At 60.6% G+C, this 21,235-nt stretch carries 21 protein-coding genes; 7 read left to right on the top strand and 14 right to left on the bottom strand.

Features of this window, described 5'->3' with window-relative positions; genetic code table 11:
* Nucleotides 1–43 precede the first annotated feature (43 nt).
* Together THALAR_RS08250 and THALAR_RS08245 are read right to left on the bottom strand one after the other, a co-directional pair.
* Nucleotides 44–1,078, bottom strand: coding sequence for a fatty acid desaturase family protein (locus tag THALAR_RS08250; RefSeq protein ID WP_245622394.1), 1,035 nt, complete (start codon nt 1,076–1,078; stop codon nt 44–46).
* Nucleotides 1,079–1,159: 81 nt separating this feature from the next.
* On the bottom strand, nt 1,160–3,157 hold the full coding sequence (locus THALAR_RS08245; RefSeq protein WP_245622393.1) for a protein meaA: 1,998 nt from the start codon (nt 3,155–3,157) through the stop codon (nt 1,160–1,162).
* Between the two features lie 181 nt (nt 3,158–3,338).
* On the opposite strand from THALAR_RS08245, the gene THALAR_RS08240 reads away from it, so the two are divergent.
* The 7 genes from THALAR_RS08240 to THALAR_RS08210 all read left to right on the top strand — a co-directional run bounded on the left by THALAR_RS08240 (nt 3,339) and on the right by THALAR_RS08210 (nt 10,329).
* Entirely contained in the window at nt 3,339–4,136 is a 798-nt protein-coding gene (locus THALAR_RS08240) for a bestrophin-like domain (RefSeq protein WP_040818115.1), read from the top strand.
* 8 nt (nt 4,137–4,144) lie between these two features.
* Nucleotides 4,145–5,527, top strand: a complete 1,383-nt coding sequence (locus THALAR_RS08235; RefSeq protein ID WP_021101066.1) for a 1-acyl-sn-glycerol-3-phosphate acyltransferase — start codon at nt 4,145–4,147, stop codon at nt 5,525–5,527.
* Nucleotides 5,528–5,647: 120 nt separating this feature from the next.
* On the top strand, nt 5,648–6,940 hold the full coding sequence (gene ccrA / locus THALAR_RS08230; protein WP_040818112.1) for a crotonyl-CoA carboxylase/reductase: 1,293 nt from the start codon (nt 5,648–5,650) through the stop codon (nt 6,938–6,940).
* A 207-nt stretch (nt 6,941–7,147) separates the two neighbouring features.
* Nucleotides 7,148–7,363, top strand: coding sequence for a hypothetical protein (locus THALAR_RS08225; RefSeq protein WP_021101064.1), 216 nt, complete (start codon nt 7,148–7,150; stop codon nt 7,361–7,363).
* Nucleotides 7,329–8,021, top strand: coding sequence for a helix-turn-helix transcriptional regulator (locus tag THALAR_RS08220; protein ID WP_021101063.1), 693 nt, complete (start codon nt 7,329–7,331; stop codon nt 8,019–8,021). The genes THALAR_RS08225 and THALAR_RS08220 overlap by 35 nt, the downstream gene beginning before the upstream one ends.
* 94 nt (nt 8,022–8,115) lie before the next feature.
* Entirely contained in the window at nt 8,116–8,748 is a 633-nt protein-coding gene (locus THALAR_RS08215; RefSeq protein ID WP_021101062.1) for an acyl-homoserine-lactone synthase, read from the top strand.
* A 42-nt stretch (nt 8,749–8,790) separates the two neighbouring features.
* Nucleotides 8,791–10,329, top strand: a complete 1,539-nt coding sequence (locus tag THALAR_RS08210; RefSeq protein WP_021101061.1) for an ATP-dependent DNA helicase — start codon at nt 8,791–8,793, stop codon at nt 10,327–10,329.
* Here THALAR_RS08210 and THALAR_RS08205 read toward each other — a convergent pair.
* The 12 genes from THALAR_RS08205 to trpS all read right to left on the bottom strand — a co-directional run bounded on the left by THALAR_RS08205 (nt 10,326) and on the right by trpS (nt 21,200).
* Nucleotides 10,326–11,081, bottom strand: a complete 756-nt coding sequence (locus tag THALAR_RS08205) for a TIGR02186 family protein (protein WP_021101060.1) — start codon at nt 11,079–11,081, stop codon at nt 10,326–10,328. The genes THALAR_RS08210 and THALAR_RS08205 overlap by 4 nt on opposite strands.
* Complete coding sequence (locus tag THALAR_RS08200) at nt 11,081–11,995, bottom strand: sulfite exporter TauE/SafE family protein (RefSeq protein WP_021101059.1); 915 nt, start codon at nt 11,993–11,995, stop codon at nt 11,081–11,083. The genes THALAR_RS08205 and THALAR_RS08200 overlap by 1 nt, the downstream gene beginning before the upstream one ends.
* 111 nt (nt 11,996–12,106) lie before the next feature.
* On the bottom strand, nt 12,107–13,072 hold the full coding sequence (locus tag THALAR_RS08195) for an ABC transporter permease (protein WP_021101058.1): 966 nt from the start codon (nt 13,070–13,072) through the stop codon (nt 12,107–12,109).
* Between the two features lie 2 nt (nt 13,073–13,074).
* Nucleotides 13,075–14,169 (bottom strand): ABC transporter permease, encoded by a 1,095-nt coding sequence (locus tag THALAR_RS08190; RefSeq protein WP_021101057.1) that lies wholly within the window; start codon nt 14,167–14,169, stop codon nt 13,075–13,077.
* Nucleotides 14,169–15,755: an ABC transporter ATP-binding protein gene (locus tag THALAR_RS08185; protein ID WP_040818109.1), complete on the bottom strand. Its 1,587-nt coding sequence runs from the start codon at nt 15,753–15,755 to the stop codon at nt 14,169–14,171. The genes THALAR_RS08190 and THALAR_RS08185 overlap by 1 nt, the downstream gene beginning before the upstream one ends.
* Nucleotides 15,756–15,816: 61 nt before the next feature.
* The gene (locus THALAR_RS08180; RefSeq protein ID WP_021101055.1) at nt 15,817–16,812 is read right to left on the bottom strand and encodes a BMP family lipoprotein; all 996 of its coding nucleotides are present in this window, start codon (nt 16,810–16,812) and stop codon (nt 15,817–15,819) included.
* Between the two features lie 177 nt (nt 16,813–16,989).
* Nucleotides 16,990–17,403, bottom strand: a complete 414-nt coding sequence (locus THALAR_RS08175) for a GNAT family N-acetyltransferase (protein WP_021101054.1) — start codon at nt 17,401–17,403, stop codon at nt 16,990–16,992.
* Nucleotides 17,400–18,062, bottom strand: a complete 663-nt coding sequence (tsaB, locus tag THALAR_RS08170) for a tRNA (adenosine(37)-N6)-threonylcarbamoyltransferase complex dimerization subunit type 1 TsaB (protein ID WP_021101053.1) — start codon at nt 18,060–18,062, stop codon at nt 17,400–17,402. The genes THALAR_RS08175 and tsaB overlap by 4 nt, the downstream gene beginning before the upstream one ends.
* An 8-nt stretch (nt 18,063–18,070) precedes the next feature.
* Nucleotides 18,071–18,634 carry a NifU family protein gene (locus tag THALAR_RS08165; protein ID WP_021101052.1) on the bottom strand — a complete coding sequence of 188 codons (564 nt, stop codon included), beginning with the start codon at nt 18,632–18,634 and terminating at the stop codon, nt 18,071–18,073.
* Nucleotides 18,635–18,725: 91 nt separating this feature from the next.
* Complete coding sequence (locus THALAR_RS08160; RefSeq protein WP_021101051.1) at nt 18,726–19,181, bottom strand: universal stress protein; 456 nt, start codon at nt 19,179–19,181, stop codon at nt 18,726–18,728.
* 66 nt (nt 19,182–19,247) lie between these two features.
* Nucleotides 19,248–20,108, bottom strand: coding sequence for a branched-chain amino acid aminotransferase (locus THALAR_RS08155; RefSeq protein ID WP_021101050.1), 861 nt, complete (start codon nt 20,106–20,108; stop codon nt 19,248–19,250).
* Nucleotides 20,109–20,180: 72 nt separating this feature from the next.
* Nucleotides 20,181–21,200, bottom strand: a complete 1,020-nt coding sequence (gene trpS / locus THALAR_RS08150; RefSeq protein WP_021101049.1) for a tryptophan--tRNA ligase — start codon at nt 21,198–21,200, stop codon at nt 20,181–20,183.
* Nucleotides 21,201–21,235 lie beyond the last annotated feature (35 nt).

Raw genomic sequence — 21,235 nt, 5'->3', positions numbered from 1 at the left:
GGGCGGGCTCCTTTGGGACTGGTTTCCGTCCCGTATATCAGCCCTATTCCGCCGGTGCGAGTGCCCCTTGCGCCGCTTTCGCGTCGGCCGCTGCGAAGTCGACCATGCGGCGGGTGTCCTCGTCCCAGAGCTTCAGCTTCATGCATTTGAGGCTATCGCGGAAGGTGACGCGGTTGGTTCCGGCCAGTTCGGGGTGGTCGCGCAGGACTTCGGGCAAGCGGTAGAAGGCGATGCGGGCATAGAGGTGGTGGACGTGGTGGATGCCTACGTTGCAGCTGAACCAGTTCAGCCAGCCCGGCAGCACGTAGTAGCTGGAGCCATAGAGCGCGGAATCGTGCACCGACCAGTTGCCTTGGTGATCCCATTCGACGCCCTCGAACTGGTGCTGGATGTAGAACACCCAGACGCCGCAGAACGCCCCGATCAGGGTGGAGGGCACGAAGATGAAGAGGATCGGACCCCAGCCGCCGAAATAGTAGATCGTGCCGAGCACAATCGCGATGGACAGGTTGGTGCCCATGGCGCTGATCCAATACTCGCGGCGGTCCATCAGGCGGAAGGGCAGGCGGTACTCCAGAAAGAAGGAGTAAAACGGCCCGAAGGCGAGCAGGAAATACGGGTTGCGGTAAAGGCGGTAGGCGGCTTTGGCGAGCGGGCCTTTGGCGTTGTATTCCGCGACCGTCAGGGTCAGCAGGTCGCCCATCTCGCGGCGGTCCAGGTTGCCGTGGGTGGCGTGGTGGACGTCGTGTTTCTTGGCCCAGACAGCGGCGGGGGCGATACAGATCACGCCAAGGCAGCGGCCCAACCAGCGGTTCGCGGCCCATGATTTGAAGATCGCGCCGTGGCCGCAATCGTGCTGGATGGCAAACATGCGCATCATCAGCATGCCTGTCAGAATGACGGCGGGGATGGTGATCCAGTATAGCTCAGCCGATAGCGACCACCACGCGATTGCCCACAGGGTAACATATGGCACGAAGGTCGTCGCGAGTTCCCAAAGCGAGCGGGGCAGTGACGGGTCGCGATATGCTTTGAGAATGGGGATCCACTCCCGCGCGGGTCGGCGGGTCTGGGGCATGGCAGCACTCATGGAAAAACCTTTGGTCACAGTTCGTTGGGCGCAGGGTCAGACCCTGCGTGCCGCGTGTCAAGTACGGGATTACTCCGCTGCGATGTCTTCAGGCTCCACCAGAGCCACGAGGTCCATCATGATCCGGTTCAGCTCGAAATCCTTCGGGGTGTAGACTTTGGCCACGCCCATAGCCCGCAGCCGCTGCGCGTCGTCTTCGGGAATGATGCCACCGACCACGACCGGGATATGGCCTATGCCCGCCGCGTGCATCTTTTTCATCAAGTCCTCGATCAGCGGAATGTGGGAGCCGGAGAGGATCGACAAGCCGACCACATGCGCCTCGTCTTTCAGGGCAGCCTCGACGATCTCGTCAGGCGTCAGGCGAATGCCCTCATAGCTGATGTCCATGCCGCAGTCGCGGGCGCGGGCGGCGATCTGCTCGGCCCCGTTGGAGTGGCCGTCGAGACCAGGTTTCCCCACGAGGAACTTGAGGCGGCGGCCGAGCTTGGTCGACACGGCATCGACCCGTTCGCGGATTTCCTCCAGCCCTTCGGTGCGGTTCGACGGGTTGCGCGAGACGCCTGTTGGGCCGCGATACTGCCCGAAAGCCTGCCGGATCACGTCGCCCCATTCGCCGGTTGTGGCGCCAGCTTTGGCAGCTTCGATGGTGGCAGGCATAACATTGGTGCCATCTTTTGCGGCAGCGCGGACCCTAGTGAGTGCCGCTTCAACCGCGTCATTGTCGCGCGACGCGCGCCATGCGTCCAGCCGCGCGATCTGGTCGGCCTCGGCGTCCTTGTCGGCCACCATAATCGCCTCGTCACCCGCGGTCAGCGGGCTTTCCTCGTGCTGCTGGTATTTGTTGACGCCGACCACGATGGTGTCACCGGATTCGATGCAGCCGAGGCGTTCTGCATTGGCCTCTACCAAGCGGGACTTCATGTACTCAATCGCCTCGTTGGCGCCGCCCATGCCGTCGATGGTTGCCAGTTCGGCGCGGGCGCCTTCTTTCAGTGCTTCGACCTTGCGCTCCACAGCGGGGTTGCCGTCGAACAGGTCGTCATATTCCAGCAGGTCGGTCTCGTAGGCCATGATCTGCTGCATCCGAAGCGACCATTGCTGGTCCCATGGGCGGGGCAGGCCAAGGGCTTCGTTCCACGCAGGCAGTTGTACGGCGCGGGCGCGGGCGTTTTTCGACAGGGTAACGGCCAGCATCTCGATCAGGATGCGGTAGACATTGTTTTCAGGCTGCTGCTCCGTCAGCCCAAGGGAGTTCACCTGCACCCCGTAGCGGAACCGGCGGAACTTGGGGTCTTCGACGCCGTAGCGGTCGCGGCAAATCTCGTCCCACAGGTCCACGAAAGCGCGCATCTTGCACATTTCGGTGACGAAGCGGATGCCGGCGTTCACGAAGAACGAGATGCGGCCCACCATTTGCGGGAAATCCTGCGCAGGGACTTTGCCCTTGAGGTCATCCAGAACGGCGGTCGCGGTGGCAAGCGCGAAGGCAAGCTCCTGCTCCGGCGTCGCACCTGCTTCTTGCAAGTGATACGAACAGACGTTCATCGGGTTCCATTTGGGCAGGTGTTCGCGGGTGTAGGCGGCAACGTCGGTAATCATCCGCAAAGACGGCTTGGGCGGGCAGATATAGGTGCCGCGCGACAGGTATTCCTTGATGATGTCGTTCTGCACGGTCCCTTGCAGGGCCGATACGTCCGCGCCTTGTTCCTCGGCCACCGCGATATAGAGCGCCAGAAGCCACGGCGCGGTGGCGTTGATCGTCATCGACGTGTTCATCTGGTCCAACGGGATATCGTTGAACAGGGTCCGCATGTCGCCCAAATGCGCCACTGGCACGCCGACCTTGCCAACTTCGCCTTTGGACAGAACGTGGTCGCTGTCATAACCCGTTTGCGTCGGCAGATCGAAGGCGACTGACAGTCCGGTTTGCCCCTTCGCCAGATTGCCCCGATAAAGCGCGTTGGACGCAGTCGCGGTCGAGTGCCCCGCATAGGTGCGGAACAGCCATGGGCGGTCTTTTTGCGGCGTGTTCGGCAGGTCGGACATAGGGGCCTCGTGTGACATTAGTTGCGTAATATTGTTGCGTCCTGAGATTGATACGTGGAATTTTATACCATTGTCAATTCGCTGCAATGCAGAATTTATACGCTTGTCACGGGTTCCGCCATGGTTTTTATCGGCCACTGCCGCGATCTGTGACATAAGGGCGCGAACTGGCCCTGAGTTGAACCTGGAGCCGACTGGAATGGGGCCTGAAGAAATAATGTATGACGTCAATTCACTCGTGATCGCCGTGCTGCTGTTGCTGGCGATGGGGGTAGCCATGCGCCTGGGGCGCGTTGTGGGGAAACGCGGGTCTGGCCATCACAACGATGAAAGCAAGTCGCAGATTGGCGCGGTGCAGGGCTCGCTTCTGGGTCTGCTCGCGCTTTTGCTGGGTTTCACCTTTTCGCTTGCACTCAACCGCTATGATGACCGGTCCCGCGCAGTAGTAGACGAGGCGAATGCGATCGGGACGGCGTGGTTGCGCACCGATTTTCTGAGTGACGCGCGACGCGACGAGGCGAAAGCCCTGATGAGCAGATACGGCCTGACCAGATTCGAGGCGGGACGTGTGCCTGCCAGCGAGATCGAGCGTCGTGACGAACTTGTCAAAGCCGCGGAAGAGATATTTGACAAGCTATGGGTGCTCGCCAGCGCCGAAGCGCAAGAGGTCGGCGGCCCTGCTGCCGTCAGTTTTGCCGCGTCGCTGAACGACATGATCGACTCGCTGGGCGCGCGCGATGCGGCCATCGAGCGTCACGTGCCGGAGCCTGTGCTGTTCTTGATGTTCGCCACGTTTGTGTTGTTGGGGAGTATACTGGGATACAGTTCCGGCCTGACAATGGTAAAGGCGGGCTTTCCCATCTATGCGATGATGTTCCTGATCGTGGCATTGGTGTTCATTATCATTGACCTGGATCGCCCGCGCCGCGGAATTATTGCGGTCAATCAGGAGCCGTTGGGTATGATCTCGCAAACTATGGTCCAAGCGGTGAATTGAGGGAGCAGATGTTTACCACCGTCGAACTGCCCGTCTGGGCGCTGGTGCTGATGGGGGTGCTGGCTGCGGTCACCGCTGCGTCGCACCTTCTGTTCCCGTCGGTGCGCTGGTTCTTTCGGCGGCGGGCGGAGCGCGTGGTCGCGCGGCTCAACACCAAGCTGGCGCGTCCGATCCAGCCGTTCAAGCTGGCGCGGCGCCACGACATGATCCAGAACGTGCTCTATGATCCGGACGTCATTCGGGCAGTGAACGCCTACGCCGACGAGAAAGGCATCCCCGACAACGTCGCCTTCGAGACCGCGCAACGCTACGCCCGCGAGATAGTCCCGTCGTTCAGCGCGTCCGTGTATTTCGGTCTTGGCACGAAGCTGGCGCGGTGGCTGTCACGCTCGCTCTACCGTGTGCGCGTCGTCAATGCGCGCGGGAATGCGATGGCGGCGATTGATCCGGAGGCGACGGTGGTGTTCATCATCAACCACCGGTCCAACATGGATTACGTCCTGGTCACCTACCTTGCCGCCCGCGACAGTGCGCTGTCCTATGCCGTTGGGGAGTGGGCGCGGGTCTGGCCGCTGCGCCCGCTGATCAAGATGATGGGCGGCTACTTTATCCGGCGCAAATCGCTGAGCCCCCTATATCGCCGTATTCTGGCCCGCTATGTTCAACTGTCCACGCGCGAAGGCGTGACGCAGGCGGTTTTCCCTGAAGGCGGCTTGTCGCGGACCGGCGCACTGGGCAAACCCAAGCTGGGGCTGATCAGCTACATCGTCGATGGCTTTGACCCAAACGCGACGCGCGATGTTGTATTCGTGCCGGTTGGCCTCAACTACGACCGTGTGCTGGAAGACCGCGTGCTGGTCGCCGCTGCCGAAGACAAGTCCGCCCGCTTTCGTTTCCGTATCGTGCCTGTGTTCCGCTATGTGGGGCGCCACCTGTGGCAGCGTTTGACGGGCAAGTTTCACCGGTTGGGCTTCGCGGCTGTTGCGTTCGGCGAACCTTTGTCGCTGAAGCAGTTTCTGGCGGAAGGCGCTGCACAATCGACGGAAGCACTGGGCGAGGAACTGATGGCGCGGGTCGGGCGTGTCGTCCCGATCTTGCCGGTGCCTCTGGTGTGCCAGTTGCTGGAGACGGCGGGCGGCAAGTTGGCGCGCGCAGAGCTTGAGACGCAGTTTGCGCAAGAGGTCGCCCGCTTCCGCGCCAGCGGACTGGAGCTGTGTATGCCCACCGAGGCTGGCGGCGTCAGCGTGGAGCGCGCGGTCAAAGAGGCGTTACGGATGTTGGAGGTGCGCGCGCTGATCCGCGTTGATGCGGGTCAGATTACGGTCACCGACAAGGCACCGGAAGCGATCACCTATTACGCGTCATCCCTTCAGCATTTTGACGCGACATAAAATTACAAAATATTAGACTAACGGGTTGTATTATTACTTTTGTGTTTGTATCCCTGCCTTATTGGCGGCGCAGCATTTGATTCTGCGTCGCGGCACCGACTAAGATAGGGAGCGCCGACAATGGCTCTAGATATGCAGGACGATAAGATGGACTACAGCGCCGAGAAGAAGGACCTCTACGAGGTTGGTGAAATTCCTCCGATGGGTCATGTCCCGTCACAGATGTACGCGTGGGCCATCCGTCGCGAGCGGCACGGCGAGCCGGAGCAGGCGTTCCTGTCGGAAGTCGTGGATGTGAAGAAGCCAGACAGCCATGAGGTTCTGGTTCTCGTGATGGCCGCAGGCGTAAACTACAACGGCGTCTGGGCCGGTCTGGGTATCCCGCTCAGCCCCTTCGACGTTCACAAGGCAGAGTATCACATCGCAGGTTCGGATGCTTCGGGCATCGTCTGGGCCGTGGGCGACAAGGTTACCCGCTGGAAGGTTGGCGACGAGGTCGTGATCCACTGCAACCAGGACGATGGCGATGACGAGGAATGCAACGGCGGCGATCCGATGTTCTCCACCTCTCAGCGCATCTGGGGCTACGAGACGCCTGACGGCTCTTTCGCGCAATTCACAACCGTTCAGGCGCAGCAGCTTATGCCACGCCCGCAGCATCTGAGCTGGGAAGAAAGCGCTTGCTACACGCTGACGCTGGCGACCGCCTACCGGATGCTGTTCGGCCACCACCCGCACGAGTTGAAGCCCGGCCAGAACGTTCTGATCTGGGGCGCGTCCGGCGGCCTCGGCTCCTATGCCATCCAACTGGCGAACACCGCAGGGGCCAATGCGATTGGCGTGATCTCGGACGAGGACAAGCGCGAGTTCGTGATGGGCCTCGGCGCGAAGGGTGTTTTGAACCGCAAGGATTTCAACTGCTGGGGTCAGATGCCCAAGGTGAACACGCCTGAATACAAGGAATGGTTTGGCGAGGTGCGCAAATTCGGCAAGGCGATCTGGGACATCACCGGCAAGGGCAACAATGTCGACATGGTGTTCGAGCATCCGGGCGAGGCGACGATGGCCACCAGTGTGTTCGTCTGCAAAAAGGGCGGTATGGTCGTCATCTGCGCAGGCACCACGGGCTACAACCTGACGATGGACGCCCGTTATCTGTGGATGCACCAGAAGCGCGTGCAAGGCTCGCATTTCGCGCATCTCAAGCAGGCATCTGCCGCGAACAAGCTGATGTGCGAGCGCCGTCTGGACCCGTGCATGTCCGAGGTGTTCCCATGGGATGAGATCCCTCAGGCACACACAAAGATGCTGCGCAACGAGCACAAGCCCGGCAACATGGCTGTTTTGGTGACCGCACCGCGCACCGGACTGACCACGTTCGAGGATACGCTGGAGGCAAGCCGTAACGCTTGACCTGCCCGAAATTAAGACTGCAAAAGCCCGCGAATCGGACCGATTTGCGGGCTTTTTTTGTGCGTAAGAAAACGCCCGACGGCAATTCAAACACTTACAGGCTTTGCCCTCGCTATTTCTGAGGAGGGATATTTAGTGAATTTTATCGGCAAGTTTCCGCTGTTAGCCTCTTGTTAACGGATGATTAACCCTTTCGGGAGGATAGTGATGATGAAGAATGACTGGATTATCGACGTATTGATGGACCTCAAGAAGTTCTCCGCCAGAAATAACTTTAGTTATCTGGCAGAGCACTTGGACGACACGATCATGGTTGCATCAACCGAGCTCGCGTCGTCTTCCAACTCGATGCGTCACATGGCAGGTGACGGTGAACAAACTGGTAGACATGCAAGAGGTGCTTTCACGGGCGACAACGCTTGAGGAAGTTCAAACCTTCGTAGAAGACCTCAGGGACGTCTACGATCTAGAACACCTCGTCTATCACTCCGTTAACAGCACAGGCGGTCAATACGCCGCGCTGACATACGATCAGGAATGGGTGCAGCGCTATCTAGAGCAAGGCTACGCCCGCATCGACCCGGTCGTGCAGGGGTGTTACCGGAAATTCCAACCTACCGATTGGAAAGCTCTCGATTGGTCCGCCAAGGGAGCGAGATCATTTTTGGGCGAGGCCGTAGAATCCGGCCTTGGCAATCAAGGCTTCAGCGTTCCAATCCGTGGTCCCAGCGGTCAATTTGCCGTGGTGTCGGTGAATCACAAATGCACGGACGATACTTGGGCGAATTTCACCGGCGAACGCGCAGCGGATCTGCTGCTCATCTCCCATTATCTTAATGAAAAAGCACTTCAAATTGAAGGCAATCCCGAGCGCGGTCCAACCCGCGCCCTGTCCCCGCGCGAAAAAGACACGCTATGCCTGCTGGCATCCGGCGCCAACCGTGCCAACATAGCGGAAACACTCAAGATTTCCGAAAGCACCTTGCGTGTCTATATCGAAAGTGCGCGCTTTAAGCTGGGTGCCACGAATACCACCCATGCCGTCGCAATGGCCCTCACTCACGGGCTGATTGTCGTCTAGTCGTTGCAATTTTCGGAATGTTGCGCCCGCGTCGCTGACACGTTCTTAACCCGACCATGTGAACTCCAAAATCCCCTAGCGGATGGAGTTCCACATGATCAGATACGTCTACGCCGACCAACTTAACGCCCACCCAAAACTGCAAGAGACGATGCTCAGGGATCGTGCCGTGCAGTTTCACGAGCGATTGAAATGGGACGTCTCGGTGGACGCGAACGGATTTGAGCGTGATCAGTATGACGCCCTGAACCCGCTCTATGTCATCTGGGAAACGCCGGAAGGGCGCCATGGCGGCTCCATGCGGTTCCTGCCGACGACAGGTGCCACGATGGTAAACGACTTTTTCGTCCACCTCACCGACGGACAACTGTCAGCCCCGCGCGTCTGGGAAACCACACGGTTCTGCGTGTCGCCAACCGCGCAAAATGGCGGCCAGATAGCCGCGCTGCTGATGATGGCAGGTGCGCAGCTTGGTGTCGGGCTTGGGTTAACCCATGCAATCGGCGTGTTTGATGCCCGCATGATCCGCATCTACCGCAAGCTCGGCTGGCTGCCAAAGGTGCTAGGAACAGACGGGAGAGGCCGTGAGGCAATCAGCGCAGGACTGTGGGAATTCACCCCCGAAATCCTGGCCCGGCTAGCCGATAAAGCGAACATCTCGACCGAACTGTCAAACCACTGGTTCACCCGCGCTTTTGGCCCCGATGCGCTGCCGATAGCGGCCTGATATCTCTGGCAAATCCACAAGCTGCGGGGTAGGGTCCGCGTCATGTCACGTGCCCCTACCACCATCACATTTTCCGAGGATCAGGCAGAGGCGTATGACGCCATCACCGAGATCATGGCGAAGGCGGGTGTGGACCTTGTCGAAGGCCACACAACACCACTGAACGACGCAAAAACGCAAGTTATGGCGATCGTCGGCAAGGCGGGCTCCGGCAAGACGTTGCTACTGGCCAAGATGGTCGAAGCGGTGCAGGAGGCGGGTGTCGACCTGATCTCCGGCGATTATGACGGCAAGCCTCGCAAGGATCGCCGAACCATCGCGGTACTGGCCCCCACGAACAAGGCGGCCAGCGTTTTGCGCAATCGCGGCGTGCCCGCGACGACCATCCACCGCATTCTCTACACTCCGATGTATGATCCGGAATACGAGCGCATTGCAGACTGGCTGGCGGGGCAGGGCGACAAGCCCGAGATCGAAGGTCTGACCGAGGTGAACCTCGAACGCGCCCGCCTGTTTTATGAGGCGAACAAATCTATCCCCGGCGCGCTGGCGGCGGCTGGGCTTAAAGGCTCCGACTTCATCCAAGGCTGGAAACGGCGCGAAGACCCACTGGACATCGGCTTCATTGATGAATCGTCGATGCTGGACGAAAAGCAGTACGAAGACCTGCGCGAGATTTTCCCGACGCTAATTCTTTTTGGCGATCCCGCCCAGCTAGCCCCCGTTGGCCAGTCCGGCGAGATGGTGTTCGATACGCTCAAGGACGGCCGCAAGCTGGAGCTGTCGCGCGTGCACCGTCAGACGCAGGACAACCCCATTCTGGACCTTGCCCACGCGCTTGCAGACCCAAGTGTGAACTTCAATGCGTTCGAGCGGCTGGTCCGCGACGCCGCCGCCAAGGACGACCGCGTCGTTTTCGCCGAACGCGTGGAGGCAGACCTTATGGCCCGCTCCCCTGTTCTGGTCTGGCGCAACGCCACACGCATACGGCTGATACAGGCCTTTCGCGGGGCATACGGGGCGACGGTTGACACGTTGCTGCCGGGGGAGCCGCTAATCTGCGACGGGATCGAACTGCCGCTCAAGCACCGGAAGAAACGGATTGATTTGGAAGCCCGCGGCCTGATCAAGGGCGCTCAGGTGGTCTATATGGGGCCGGGCAACAAGCCCGGCTTTTCGCGCCTTCACGTCATCGGTGCCGAAGACCCGCAGGTCTCTGCCGCGTCGATTATCAAGATCGAAGCGCCGGGCGAGGAGGAGCCGTTTATCCCCTTTGCCGCCCGCATGGGTGCTGCGTTCCTGCACGGCGCGGCGGTGACGATCCACAAGGCACAAGGATCTCAATGGGACACGGTGCAGGTGTTCGCGCCCGACCTTTACGCCGCCGCGCGGGCAGGGCGGGAAGAGGCGGGCCAGCCGCTATGGAAACGTCTGGCCTATGTCGCGATTACACGAGCAGAACACCGCCTGAGATGGGTCACCCGCAGCATGCTGGCACGCCCTACGGGCGAGCTTCGCACGGATGATCTGCCAAAGGGACCAGCGCGACTCGAACTCAAGGCACCAGAGGCCGAGGACTAGAACCGCACGTAGCGGAACACCGCAGACGCGACCCAGCCCGCCGCGATTGCGATGAACAGGGACAGCAATCCGTAGATCAGCGGCTGCTCATGGGCCAGATCATATATCCACCGCTCCAGCCCCACCTTGTTCACGTTGATGACAGTAGAATAGTCGTCGACAACCATGCCGTCACGAACGAGGAAAATCCGCGTGTTGTACGGCCCTTCCACCAGGTTGGCGGGGAGGTCGATTGTCGTCGAAAACAAGGTCTGGTCATATAATTTCACGGCATTGTCGAGCCGCTGATACAGGTTTTTCGCAGTCCTGATGCGGATCAATGCCTCAGTGAATTCGCCAGCATTCGCCACGTTCGAGGGTGCACCGACGGAACGGATCGCGCGGGGGATAGAAATGCGATGGCGAAGGTCCTCGGTGCGGGTAAGAACCTGACGCAAATCGCCGCTTGAGGCCACTGCGTAGAAGCTCGGGGCTTTGTCGACTTCCACCAACTCCGTGTTCACCCAGATGCCGACGCGCTTGTCTTTCTTTCGCACGCTCACCGGCTGGCTTGGGCCTGAGACGGTGATAATCACCTCCATAGGTGCTTCGGCGGCTGGCGCGTCGCGTTTCACAGCGCCGTAAATCAGGATGTCGGAGCCGTCGAAATTCGCCGTGATCGCCACTTCGTCGCGCGACAAGCCTGCCACGACCTCTTCAGCGGCAAGTGGCAAGGCAAAAAGGCAGAAGATCAGGGCCAGCGCGCGGATCATCAGTGCCCCCCGACGCCGAGCGAAAACAACTCTGTCGGCTGGATCAGCAGGTCCAGCGCCAGCTTGGCACAGACCGCGAGAACCAACAGCGACAGCAAAATGCGCAATTGCTCCGCTTTCAGTTTGACTCCGATCCGCGTGCCAATCTGCGCCCCCACCACGCCGCCGATCAGCAACAAGACCGCCAGCGCCATATCGACCGTGTAGTTCGTGGTCGCGTGCAGCAGGGTGGTGAATGCGGTGACAAAAATGATCTGAAACAGTGAGGTCCCCACTACGACCTTAGTCGGCATTCCAAGGATATAAATCATCGCGGGCACCATGACGAAGCCGCCTCCGACGCCCATGATCGCGGCCAAAATGCCGACCAACAACCCCACCACAATCGGCGGAATAACAGAGATATAGAGACCCGACGTGCGGAATTTCATCTTGAACGGCAGCGCGTGCACCAGCCCGTGCTTCTTGCGCTCTGGCCGTGCAGCCGGGTTCTTGGACCGGCGAATGGCCCGCAGGCTTTCCAGAAACATCAAGCCGCCGATGATGCCGAGAAATACGACATAGCATAGTTTTACCAGCAGATCGACCTGGCCAATCTCCCGCAGCATGGCAAACACCTGTACGCCGATTGCAGCCCCGATCAGGCCGCCAATGAGCAGCACCAGCCCCATTTTCAGGTCAACCGTTCGCCTTCTGAAATGCGCCAGAACCCCTGAGAACGACGAGGCCACGATCTGGTTCGCTTCGGTCGCCACGGCGACAGCAGGGGGGATGCCGATGAAGAACAGCAGCGGCGTCATCAGGAAGCCACCGCCCACGCCGAACATGCCGGATAGAATGCCCACGATCCCGCCTAGTCCTAAAAGCAGGAAGGCGTTGACCGAAACTTCGGCTATGGGAAGGTAGATTTGCATAATGCTCCTTAGCCCCCGTCAACTGGACTGAGCAAACCAAAAAGGTAGGTCCAGTTCACAATACTGTTCAACTTACCCCGCCAAGCGCGAAAATGGGACTCCCTACCCAGCTTATCGCTCTTTTACATAGGGCTCCCCGCCCGCGCGTGGTGGCGTGGCCTTACCCACGAAGCCCGCAAGGATCACCACCGTCAGAATGTAGGGCAGGGCCTGCATGAATTGCGAGGGCAGCGTGACGATGCCGAGGTCGAGGCTTGGGTAGCGATTGGAAATGGCCTCTAGCAGGCCGAACAGCATGGTCGCGTAAAGCGCATACCACGGACGCCATTTGGCGAAGATCAACGCAGCCAGCGCGATGAACCCGCGCCCCGCGGTCATTTCCTTTACAAAGCTCGCACCCAAGCCCGTCGCCAGATAGGCCCCTGCCAAGCCGCAGAGCACGCCGCAGATCGCAACAGCCGCGTAGCGCAGACCGACCACCGAAACGCCGGCGGTGTCTACGGCGGCGGGGTTTTCGCCAACGGCGCGCAGGCGCAAACCGAAGCGGGTTCGGAACAGGATGTACCACGTCAAAGGCACGCAAAGCAGCGCGATATAGACTAGGAAGGTGTGGCCCGACAGAACCTCTGAATAAAGCGGGCCTAGGATAGGGACGCCTGACAGGCTGTCAGCCAGCGGCAGGTCGATGCTTTGAAAGCGTGCGTTGCCTTGCAGCGCAGGGGTCTGCCCGCCCAGCTTGAACCAGCTCAGCCCGATCAGCACTGTCAGGCCCGACGCCAGAAAGTTGATCGCCACACCCGATATCAACTGGTTGCCGCGGAAGGTGATCGAGGCCAGTCCGTGGATGCCTGATAGCACCAGGGACGACGCGATGCCTGCCAGCAGTCCTAACCAGACAGAGCCGGTCGAAAAAGCGGTCGCGGCCGAGAAGAAAGCAGAGATCAGCATCTTGCCCTCGAGCCCGATGTCGAAAATCCCCGCCCGCTCCGAAAACAGCCCCGCGAGGCAGGCGAACAATAGCGGCGTGGCAAGGCGCAGGCCGCTATCGAGGATTTGCAGAACCGTCAGATACTCCATCGCTACGCCTCCGCCCGCTTGGGTCGTATCAGGACCTTCGCCACCATCAGGCGCACCATGTTGTCCAGCGCCCCTGTGAACAGGATGACCAGCGCCTGAATGACGATCACCAGCTCACGCGGGATCGAGGTCCAAAGCCCCAGCTCCGCCCCGCCTTGATAAAGTGCCCCGAACAATAGCGCCGCGAACAGGATACCGATGGGATGCGAGCGGCCCATAAGGGCCACAGCGATGCCGATAAACCCCGCGCCTTCGACCGAGCCGAGGATCAGCCGCTCTGCCTCGCCCATGACGTTGTTGATCGCCATAAGTCCGGCCAGAGCGCCGGAAATCATCATGGTGATGATGGTGATTTTCACGGGATTGATCCCAGCATAGACCGCCGCAGGTTGCGACTTCCCGAATGCGCGCAACTGGTAGCCCAGCCGCGTGCGCCAGATCAGATAGTAGACGAACACGCAGGCCGCCAGCGCCACGAACAACGAGACATTGGCAGGCGTCCCCTTGGCGAACGGAATACCCACCGCGCCCAGCATGTCACCGAGGGAGGGCAAATGCGTAGCCTCCGGAAATTTGGCGGTGGCAGGGTCCATGGAGCCTCTGGGGCGTAGTTGGTTGACCAGCACATAGTTTAGCAAGGACGCTGCAATGAAGTTGAACATGATCGTCGTGATCACGATATGGCTGCCGCGTTTGGCTTGTAGATAGGCTGGGATCAGCGCCCATAGCGCCCCGAAAACCGCCGCCGAGGCGGATGCTGCCAGCAGCGCAATCGTCCAATGTGGCCACGGGATGAACAGGCACACGAGCGCCACGCCAAGCCCACCGATGGCGGCTTGACCCTCGCCACCGATGTTGAACAGCGACGCATGAAAGGCCACAGCCACGGCCAACCCCGTGAAGATGAAGTTGGTGGCGTAATAGAGCGTGTAGCCCCAGCCATAGGTTGACCCGAGCGCACCGGACACCATCAGTTTCAGCGCTTGAATCGGGTCATGGCCGGTGACCAGAACCATCAGCATGGACAACACGAAGGCCATGATCAGCCCCACAAGCGGCACGACGACAAGGTCGGCCCATTTTGGTAATTGCTCCATCAGGGGGCCTTTCCGTGTACGTGGGCAAGCTGGGCCTCGACCGCCTTATGGACAGGGCCGTCCGGCTCGCTTGTCATGCCCGCCATCATCAAGCCCAGCTCTTTCTCGTCCGTCTCTGCGGGCAGGCGTTCGCCCATCAACTGCCCGTCGAAGATCACCGCCACGCGGTCCGACAGGGACAGGATTTCCTCCAACTCGACCGAGACCAGCAGGATCGCCTTGCCCTTGTCGCGCAGGGCGACGATTTGTTGGTGGATGAACTCAATGGCCCCGATGTCGACGCCGCGCGTTGGCTGGCCGACCAAAAGCAAGTCGGGATCGCGCTCGATCTCGCGGGCCAGCACGATCTTTTGCTGATTGCCGCCGGAAAAGCTCTTGGCCTCCAGATCGCAATTCGCAGGCCGCACGTCGAAGCGTTCGATCTTGCCCTCCGCGTCTTTGCGGATGGCGGTGTTGTTCATCAACAGGCCCGACTGGTATTTCACGTCGTCGTGATAGCCGAAGGCGATGTTTTCCCACGCCTTGAAGTCCATGATCAGACCTTCGCGCTGCCGGTCCTCCGGCACATGGGCAATGCCGCGTTCGCGGCGCGACCGCGCGTCGGAATGCTTGCCGCTCAGGTCAATCTCCTGACCGTTGACGCGAATGGTGCCGGTGCCGGTGCGCATCCCGCCCAGCACTTCCAACAGCTCCGACTGGCCGTTGCCTGCGACGCCAGCGATGCCGAGGATTTCGCCCGCGCGCACCTCGAAGGAGATACCTTTCACCCGCACAACGCCCTTGCTGTCGACCACTTTGAGGTTCTCGACCTCCAGCACCTTTTCGCCCGGCTGGGCCGGCTTTTTGTCCACGCGCAGCAGCACCTTGCGGCCCACCATAAGCTCCGCCAGATGTTCCGGCGAGGTCTCGGATGTCTTGACCGTCGCGGTCATCTCGCCGCGCCGCATGACGGACACGGTGTCCGTCGCCTCCATGATCTCGCGCAGCTTGTGGGTGATCAGGATGATGGTTTTGCCCTCATCCTTCAGCCGGTGCAGAATGCGGAACAGCTGATCGGCCTCGGCGGGGGTCAGCACGCCTGTAGGCTCGTCAAGGATCAGAATATCGGCCTGCCGGTACAGCGCTTTGAGGATTTCCACCCGCTGCTGCATCCCCACGCCTATATCCTGGATGACCGCATCGGGGTCGACGTTCAGCTCGTATTCGGCGGCCAGCGCAGTCAGTTCCTTGCGGGCTTTGGTCAGCGACGGGCCAAGCAACGCGCCATCCTCGGCGCCCAGAATGACGTTTTCCAGAACGGTGAAGTTCTGGACCAGTTTGAAGTGTTGGAACACCATGCCGATACCCGCCGCAATCGCAGCTTGGCTGTCCGGAATGGAGGTCTTCGTGCCTGCGATGTAAATCTCGCCTTTGTCGGCTTTGTAAAAGCCGTAGAGGATTGACATCAGCGTGGACTTCCCCGCGCCGTTCTCCCCGATGATCCCGTGGATCGTGCCGGGCATCACGCGGATGGAGATGTCCTTGTTGGCTTGCACAGGCCCGAAAGCCTTCGAGATGCCCTTTAGCTCAATTGCCGGTTCGCTCATGCCCTGTCCCCCCAAAAACGGCAAAGGGCCGCCCCCGAATAGGGCGGCCCTGCCTGTCAGTTTAGAATGTCAGCGAAGGGCAGGTTTCGTCGGACATGTAGTCGTGGACTTCGATTTCGCCCGCGACGATTTTTTCAGCCACTGCGTCAACGGTTGCTTTCATCTCGTCGGAGATCAGCGCCTCGTTGTGCTCGTCAAGGGTATAGCCCACGCCATCGTTGCCCAGCCCCATGACCAGAAGACCGGTTTCCAGACCGGGGCCGTCCATCATCGCGTTGTAAACGGCGTTGTCCACACGCTTTTGCATGGAGGTCAGGACCTTGCCGGGGTGCAGGTAATTCTGGTTGCTGTCGACGCCGATGGAAAGGATGCCCTCGTCAGCGGCAGTTTGCAGGACGCCGATACCGGTGCCACCCGCTGCTGCATAAACCACGTCAGCGCCTTGGCTGATCTGCGCGCGGGTCAACTCGCCACCTTTCACCGGATCGTTCCATGCAGCACCCGTTGTGCCGGTCATGTTGGAAATCACCGTGGTGTCGGGGTTTGCCGCTTTCGCGCCTTGGGCATAGCCGCAGGCAAATTTACGGATCAGCGGGATGTCCATGCCGCCGATGAAGCCGACGGTGTTGGTCTTGGACGTTTGCGCCGCCATGTAGCCAACAAGGTAGGAGCCTTCATGCTCGTTGAACACCACCGAGCGCACGTTAGGCGCGTCAACGACCATGTCGATGATTACGAACGACGTGTCGGGATAGTCGCCAGCGACCTCACCCAGAGCGTTGCCGAAGGCAAAGCCGGCCATCACGATCGGGTTTGAACCTGCTTCCGCAAAGCGGCGCAAGGCCTGCTCGCGTTGTGCGTCGGATTGCAATTCGACCTCTGCGAAGGAGTTGCCGGTTTCTTCGGCCCAACGGGTCGCGCCATTGTAGGCCGCTTCGTTGAAGGATTTGTCGAACTTGCCGCCCAGATCGAAAATGATCGCCGGATCGGCCAAAGCCGCACCAGCGCTCAAGGCGATAGCGGCGGACGCGCCGAGGAATTTTTGCATGATGGTCATGGTGGTCTCCCAGATGTTTTTGTTAGCCCGGGGCCGTCCCCCCGGTTGCCTATAGCAGTGATCGGGCGAGGCTCGCCCGCAGATCATCGCATATTAACGCCCGACCCTAGCCGAGGGGTCAACCGATTCTTAACAGATTTTCCGGCAAATGGCGTGATTTCAGGCGCTTACGCAAGGTTAGCGGGGGACAAGCTCGCAGCGCATCACCAAAGCGTCGATCCCCGTGCCATCGGGGCGTCGGTAGTAGCCTCGCCGGATACCCGCGCCACTGAAGCCAGTGGCGTTATAAAGGCTGATCGCAGCGGCATTGTCGGCGGCCACTTCAAGAAAAGCCGTCACCGCGCCGTCTTGTGCAGCGCGGGTTTTGAAGGCCTCAACCAAACTGCGGCCCGTGCCTTGCCGCAGGGCGGCAGGGTCGACGGCGAGGGTCAGCAGCTCTGCCTCATCTGCCGTCACGCGACCCATCAGGAAGCCATGCGGCGCTGTCAGGACGAAGGCGTTGCGTTGAAGCTCGGTGAACTCGGACGAGGACCACGGGCGGGGGATGTCGAAGCATTTCTCATGCAGGGCGGCCAGTTCGTCGGGGGTCATAGAATGACCGGGGCAGGGTCTTTGGGTGGTGCCGCATCAGCGGGTCGCAGGTAAAGTGGCGCGGGGCGGATACCGTCGGCCTCGCGGTTGGCAGCGATGCGGGCGATCGCTTCGACGATATCGCCTCCGCTTGTGATGACTGCCTGCGCACCAAGCCGCGCGGCCAAGGTCGGAGCCTCATGGCCGACGACCTGCAAGGTTCCCCGCGGGGCATCGGCCGGAATATCATCGCTCGCGCACAGGGCGGGGGCGTCTAGTGCTTGCCCATCCTTGGCAAAGGTCTGCGCGTAGAGATTGCCCTGACGGGCATCCAACACAGCGAGCGTCTGGCCTTGCTGCGCTGGCGTGAACGCCATCGCCTCCAATGCACTTACGCCAATGGCCGGAATGCCCAGGGACAGCGCCAACCCGCGCGCCGCACTGACGGAAATGCGAATGCCGGTGAAGTTGCCTGGCCCGATGCCGACGCCGATGCGATCAAGGTCGCGCCACGTCCTGCCAGCCTCCGCCAGCACCTCCTCCAGCAGTGGCATGAGCCGTTCGGCCTGACCTTTCTGCATCTCCTCGACGCGGGAAGCCAAAATGGTGTCTCCCAACAGCAAAGCGGCCGCGCAATGCGCGGCCGATGTGTCGAATGCCAGTGTCAGTTGGTCAGCCATGGCCTGCTTTAGGCCGCGACGGGGCGAACCTCAACCACTTCGGGGATGTAGTGGCGCAGCAGGTTCTCGATGCCCATTTTCAGCGTCAGTGTAGACGAGGGGCAACCGGCACAGGCGCCTTGCATATGCAGGTAGACCACGCCACGCTCGAACCCGTGGAACGTGATGTCACCACCGTCCTGCGCCACAGCAGGACGCACACGAGTGTCGAGCAACTCCTTGATCTGGTCCACGATGGCACCGTCTTCGCCGGTATGCTCCGCATGGCCGCCAGAGGCATCTGTGTCGCCCTCTAGGGCAGGCTGGCCGGACTGGAAATGCTCCATCACCGCGCCAAGGATGGCGGGTTTGACATGGTCCCATTCCGTCGCGTCCGCTTTGGTCACGGTGACGAAATCGTTGCCAAGAAACACGCCGGTCACGCCGTCCACCGCAAAGATGCGGCTGGCGAGCGGTGATTTGCCTGCGGTGTCCGCAGACGGGAAGTCCGCCGTGCCGGTTTCCAGCACGGTCTGGCCGGGCAGGAATTTCAGCGTCGCCGGGTTGGGTGTGGATTCGGTCTGGATGAACATGGGGGCAGCCTCTTTGATGATGAACTAGATATGAGACTCCGGCGCTGCGAAGTCAATAGTTTGGAATTATTCTAAAGTGGCTGGGCGGCGTCTAGCTCACCGCCTCCAGCTGCTCTTTCGTCATCTCGCCCGGCACAATTGTGACCGGGATCGGCAACGTGCCGGAGCGACGGGTCAACTCGGTCACCAGCGGGCCGGGGCCCTTGTTGCCGGTTCCGGCACCCAGCACCAGAACACCCACGTCGGGGTCTTCCTTCACCTGTGCCAGAATTTCCGGCACAGGCTCGCCTTCGCGAATGACCAGTTCGGGATCGATCCCCTGCTTGTCGCGCATCCATTTGGCAAATACCTCGAAATGCGCCTCGATACGGTCGCGGGCCTCCTGGCGCATGATTTCTCCGACTCCGACCCAGTGATTGAACTCGTCGGGGGGGATGACCGCCAGAATTTCCACGCCGCCACCTGTGCGGGCCGCGCGCATCGCGGCGAACCGCATCGCGTTCAGACATTCGCGGCTGTCATCAAGCACGACAAGAAACTTACGCATGGCCAAGGCCCTCCACGGTGCAGATCATGCTGCAAGCGCAGGCGTCGCGCAACACATGCTTTAGCGTCATTCGGACAGTGCCCAGTCCCAATACATCTCGCGGACTTTCTTGGTGACAGGGCCGGACTGATAATGCGTGCCGTCGAATTCCTTGACCGGCGTGACTTTCATCATGTTGCCGGACAGGAAGACCTCGTCGGCTTCGCGGAAGTCCTGAAAGCTCAGGACGGTTTCATGCACCTTGGTGCCGTCCTTGGCGAGGTTCGATATGTGCCGCGCGCGGGTGATGCCGGCGAGGAAGGTGCCGTTTGGCACGGGGGTGAAGATCTCGCCGTCGCGCACCATGAAGACGTTGGCCGTGGCGGTCTCGGCCACATTGCCCAAGGCGTCGGCCACCAGCGCATTGCCGAAACCCTTGGCGCGGGCCTCGGATAGCATGCGGGCGTTGTTCGGATAGAGACAGCCCGCCTTGGCGTTGACCACGCTCGACGACAGGGTCGGGCGGCAGAATTGCGTCGTGGTCAGGGTGGTCGCGGCACCCTGCGGGGCCATGGGGATTTCTTCGAGGCAAATCGCAAAACCTGTCTCGTCGGGTTTGGGAACGATGCCCAACTCGTCGCCTGTGATGGCCCAATACATCGGGCGAATGTAGACGGCGGCGGTTTTGGGGTAGGCGGCGAGGCCCTCTTGAACAATCTCGACCATCTGCTCTGCGGTATGGGTCGGCGTGATCATTAGCGCCTTGGCGGAGCGGTTGACGCGCTCGCAATGTGCAAAGAGGTCAGGCGATACACCCTCGAAATACCGCGCCCCGTCGAATACCGAGGTGCCAAGCCACATGCCATGATCCGCCGCCCGCATGACGGGCACGTCGCCCGCGTGCCACGTGCCGTTGAAATATGTGCGGATGTTGATGCCGGTCGCCATGATGTTCCTCCCGAAAAGCTAGGGCAGGCTAGGACGCGTTAGGTCAGGCGTCCAGACCTTTTTGCAAGGCCGCTACCGCACCATCCCGACGATGTCGTAGGTCTTGGCAAGGATCGGCTCCGTGATCTCGCGGGCGCGCTCGGCACCGCGGCGCAGGATTTTGTCGATCTCGTCCTGATCCTGCATCAACCGCGACATCTCTGAGGAGATGGGCGACAGCTTGGATACCGCCAGTTCCGCCAGCATCGGTTTGAACTCGGAAAACTGCTTGCCGCCGACGTCCTTCAAAACCTGCTCGGGCGTCATGTCGGCGAAAGCCGCGTAGATGTTGATCAGGTTGCGGGCTTCAGGGCGGTCGTCCAACCCTTTGACTTCGGACGGCAGCGCGTCAGGGTCGGTGCGGGCCTTACGTAGCTTGGCGGCGATAGTGTCGGCGTCGTCGGTCATGTTGATGCGGCTCATGTCGGACGGGTCCGACTTCGACATCTTCTTGGACCCGTCACGCAAGGACATCACGCGGGTGGCGGCCCCTTCGATCACAGGCTCGGTAATCGGGAAGAAGTCCACACCGTAGTCGTGGTTGAACTTGGCGGCGATGTCGCGGGTCAGTTCCAGATGCTGTTTCTGGTCGTCGCCCACCGGCACATGCGTCGCGTGGTAGATCAGGATGTCAGCCGCCATCAGCGACGGGTAGGCAAACAGGCCTACGGAGGCGTTTTCACGGTTCTTTCCTGCCTTGTCCTTGAATTGCGTCATGCGGTTCAACCAGCCCATGCGGGCGACGGTGTTGAAAATCCACGCCAGTTGCGCGTGTTCGGGCACCTGACTTTGGTTGAACAGGATCGACTTTTCGGGGTCCACACCCGAGGCGATGAAGCCCGCGCATAGCTCCCGCGTGTTGCGTTTCAGGGTTTCGGGGTCTTGCCAGACGGTGATCGCGTGCAGATCCACCATGCAGTAGATTGTCTCGAAACTGCCCTCGTCCTGCATGTCGGCAAAGCGCTTCAATGCTCCAAGGTAGTTGCCAAGGGTCAGGCCGCCGGATGGCTGGATGCCCGAGAACACTCGCGGTTGGAAGGCGGTGTCTGCCATGGTCTGTTTCTCCGTCTGGATTTATGGGTCTCTGT

Source organism: Litoreibacter arenae DSM 19593, from assembly GCF_000442275.2.
Classification (GTDB): Bacteria; Pseudomonadota; Alphaproteobacteria; order Rhodobacterales; family Rhodobacteraceae; genus Litoreibacter; species Litoreibacter arenae.
This window is presented reverse-complemented; position numbering and strand designations above follow the sequence as displayed.

Coding starts and splice junctions, on each gene's coding strand:
- THALAR_RS08250 (WP_245622394.1), bottom strand. CDS start 1,078: ATGCCCCAGACCCGCCGACCCGCGCGGGAGTGGATCCCCATTCTCAAA.
- THALAR_RS08245 (WP_245622393.1), bottom strand. CDS start 3,157: ATGTCACACGAGGCCCCTATGTCCGACCTGCCGAACACGCCGCAAAAA.
- THALAR_RS08240 (WP_040818115.1), top strand. CDS start 3,339: ATGGGGCCTGAAGAAATAATGTATGACGTCAATTCACTCGTGATCGCC.
- THALAR_RS08235 (WP_021101066.1), top strand. CDS start 4,145: ATGTTTACCACCGTCGAACTGCCCGTCTGGGCGCTGGTGCTGATGGGG.
- ccrA (WP_040818112.1), top strand. CDS start 5,648: ATGGCTCTAGATATGCAGGACGATAAGATGGACTACAGCGCCGAGAAG.
- THALAR_RS08225 (WP_021101064.1), top strand. CDS start 7,148: ATGATGAAGAATGACTGGATTATCGACGTATTGATGGACCTCAAGAAG.
- THALAR_RS08220 (WP_021101063.1), top strand. CDS start 7,329: ATGCAAGAGGTGCTTTCACGGGCGACAACGCTTGAGGAAGTTCAAACC.
- THALAR_RS08215 (WP_021101062.1), top strand. CDS start 8,116: ATGATCAGATACGTCTACGCCGACCAACTTAACGCCCACCCAAAACTG.
- THALAR_RS08210 (WP_021101061.1), top strand. CDS start 8,791: ATGTCACGTGCCCCTACCACCATCACATTTTCCGAGGATCAGGCAGAG.
- THALAR_RS08205 (WP_021101060.1), bottom strand. CDS start 11,081: ATGATCCGCGCGCTGGCCCTGATCTTCTGCCTTTTTGCCTTGCCACTT.
- THALAR_RS08200 (WP_021101059.1), bottom strand. CDS start 11,995: ATGCAAATCTACCTTCCCATAGCCGAAGTTTCGGTCAACGCCTTCCTG.
- THALAR_RS08195 (WP_021101058.1), bottom strand. CDS start 13,072: ATGGAGTATCTGACGGTTCTGCAAATCCTCGATAGCGGCCTGCGCCTT.
- THALAR_RS08190 (WP_021101057.1), bottom strand. CDS start 14,169: ATGGAGCAATTACCAAAATGGGCCGACCTTGTCGTCGTGCCGCTTGTG.
- THALAR_RS08185 (WP_040818109.1), bottom strand. CDS start 15,755: ATGAGCGAACCGGCAATTGAGCTAAAGGGCATCTCGAAGGCTTTCGGG.
- THALAR_RS08180 (WP_021101055.1), bottom strand. CDS start 16,812: ATGACCATCATGCAAAAATTCCTCGGCGCGTCCGCCGCTATCGCCTTG.
- THALAR_RS08175 (WP_021101054.1), bottom strand. CDS start 17,403: ATGACCCCCGACGAACTGGCCGCCCTGCATGAGAAATGCTTCGACATC.
- tsaB (WP_021101053.1), bottom strand. CDS start 18,062: ATGGCTGACCAACTGACACTGGCATTCGACACATCGGCCGCGCATTGC.
- THALAR_RS08165 (WP_021101052.1), bottom strand. CDS start 18,634: ATGTTCATCCAGACCGAATCCACACCCAACCCGGCGACGCTGAAATTC.
- THALAR_RS08160 (WP_021101051.1), bottom strand. CDS start 19,181: ATGCGTAAGTTTCTTGTCGTGCTTGATGACAGCCGCGAATGTCTGAAC.
- THALAR_RS08155 (WP_021101050.1), bottom strand. CDS start 20,108: ATGGCGACCGGCATCAACATCCGCACATATTTCAACGGCACGTGGCAC.
- trpS (WP_021101049.1), bottom strand. CDS start 21,200: ATGGCAGACACCGCCTTCCAACCGCGAGTGTTCTCGGGCATCCAGCCA.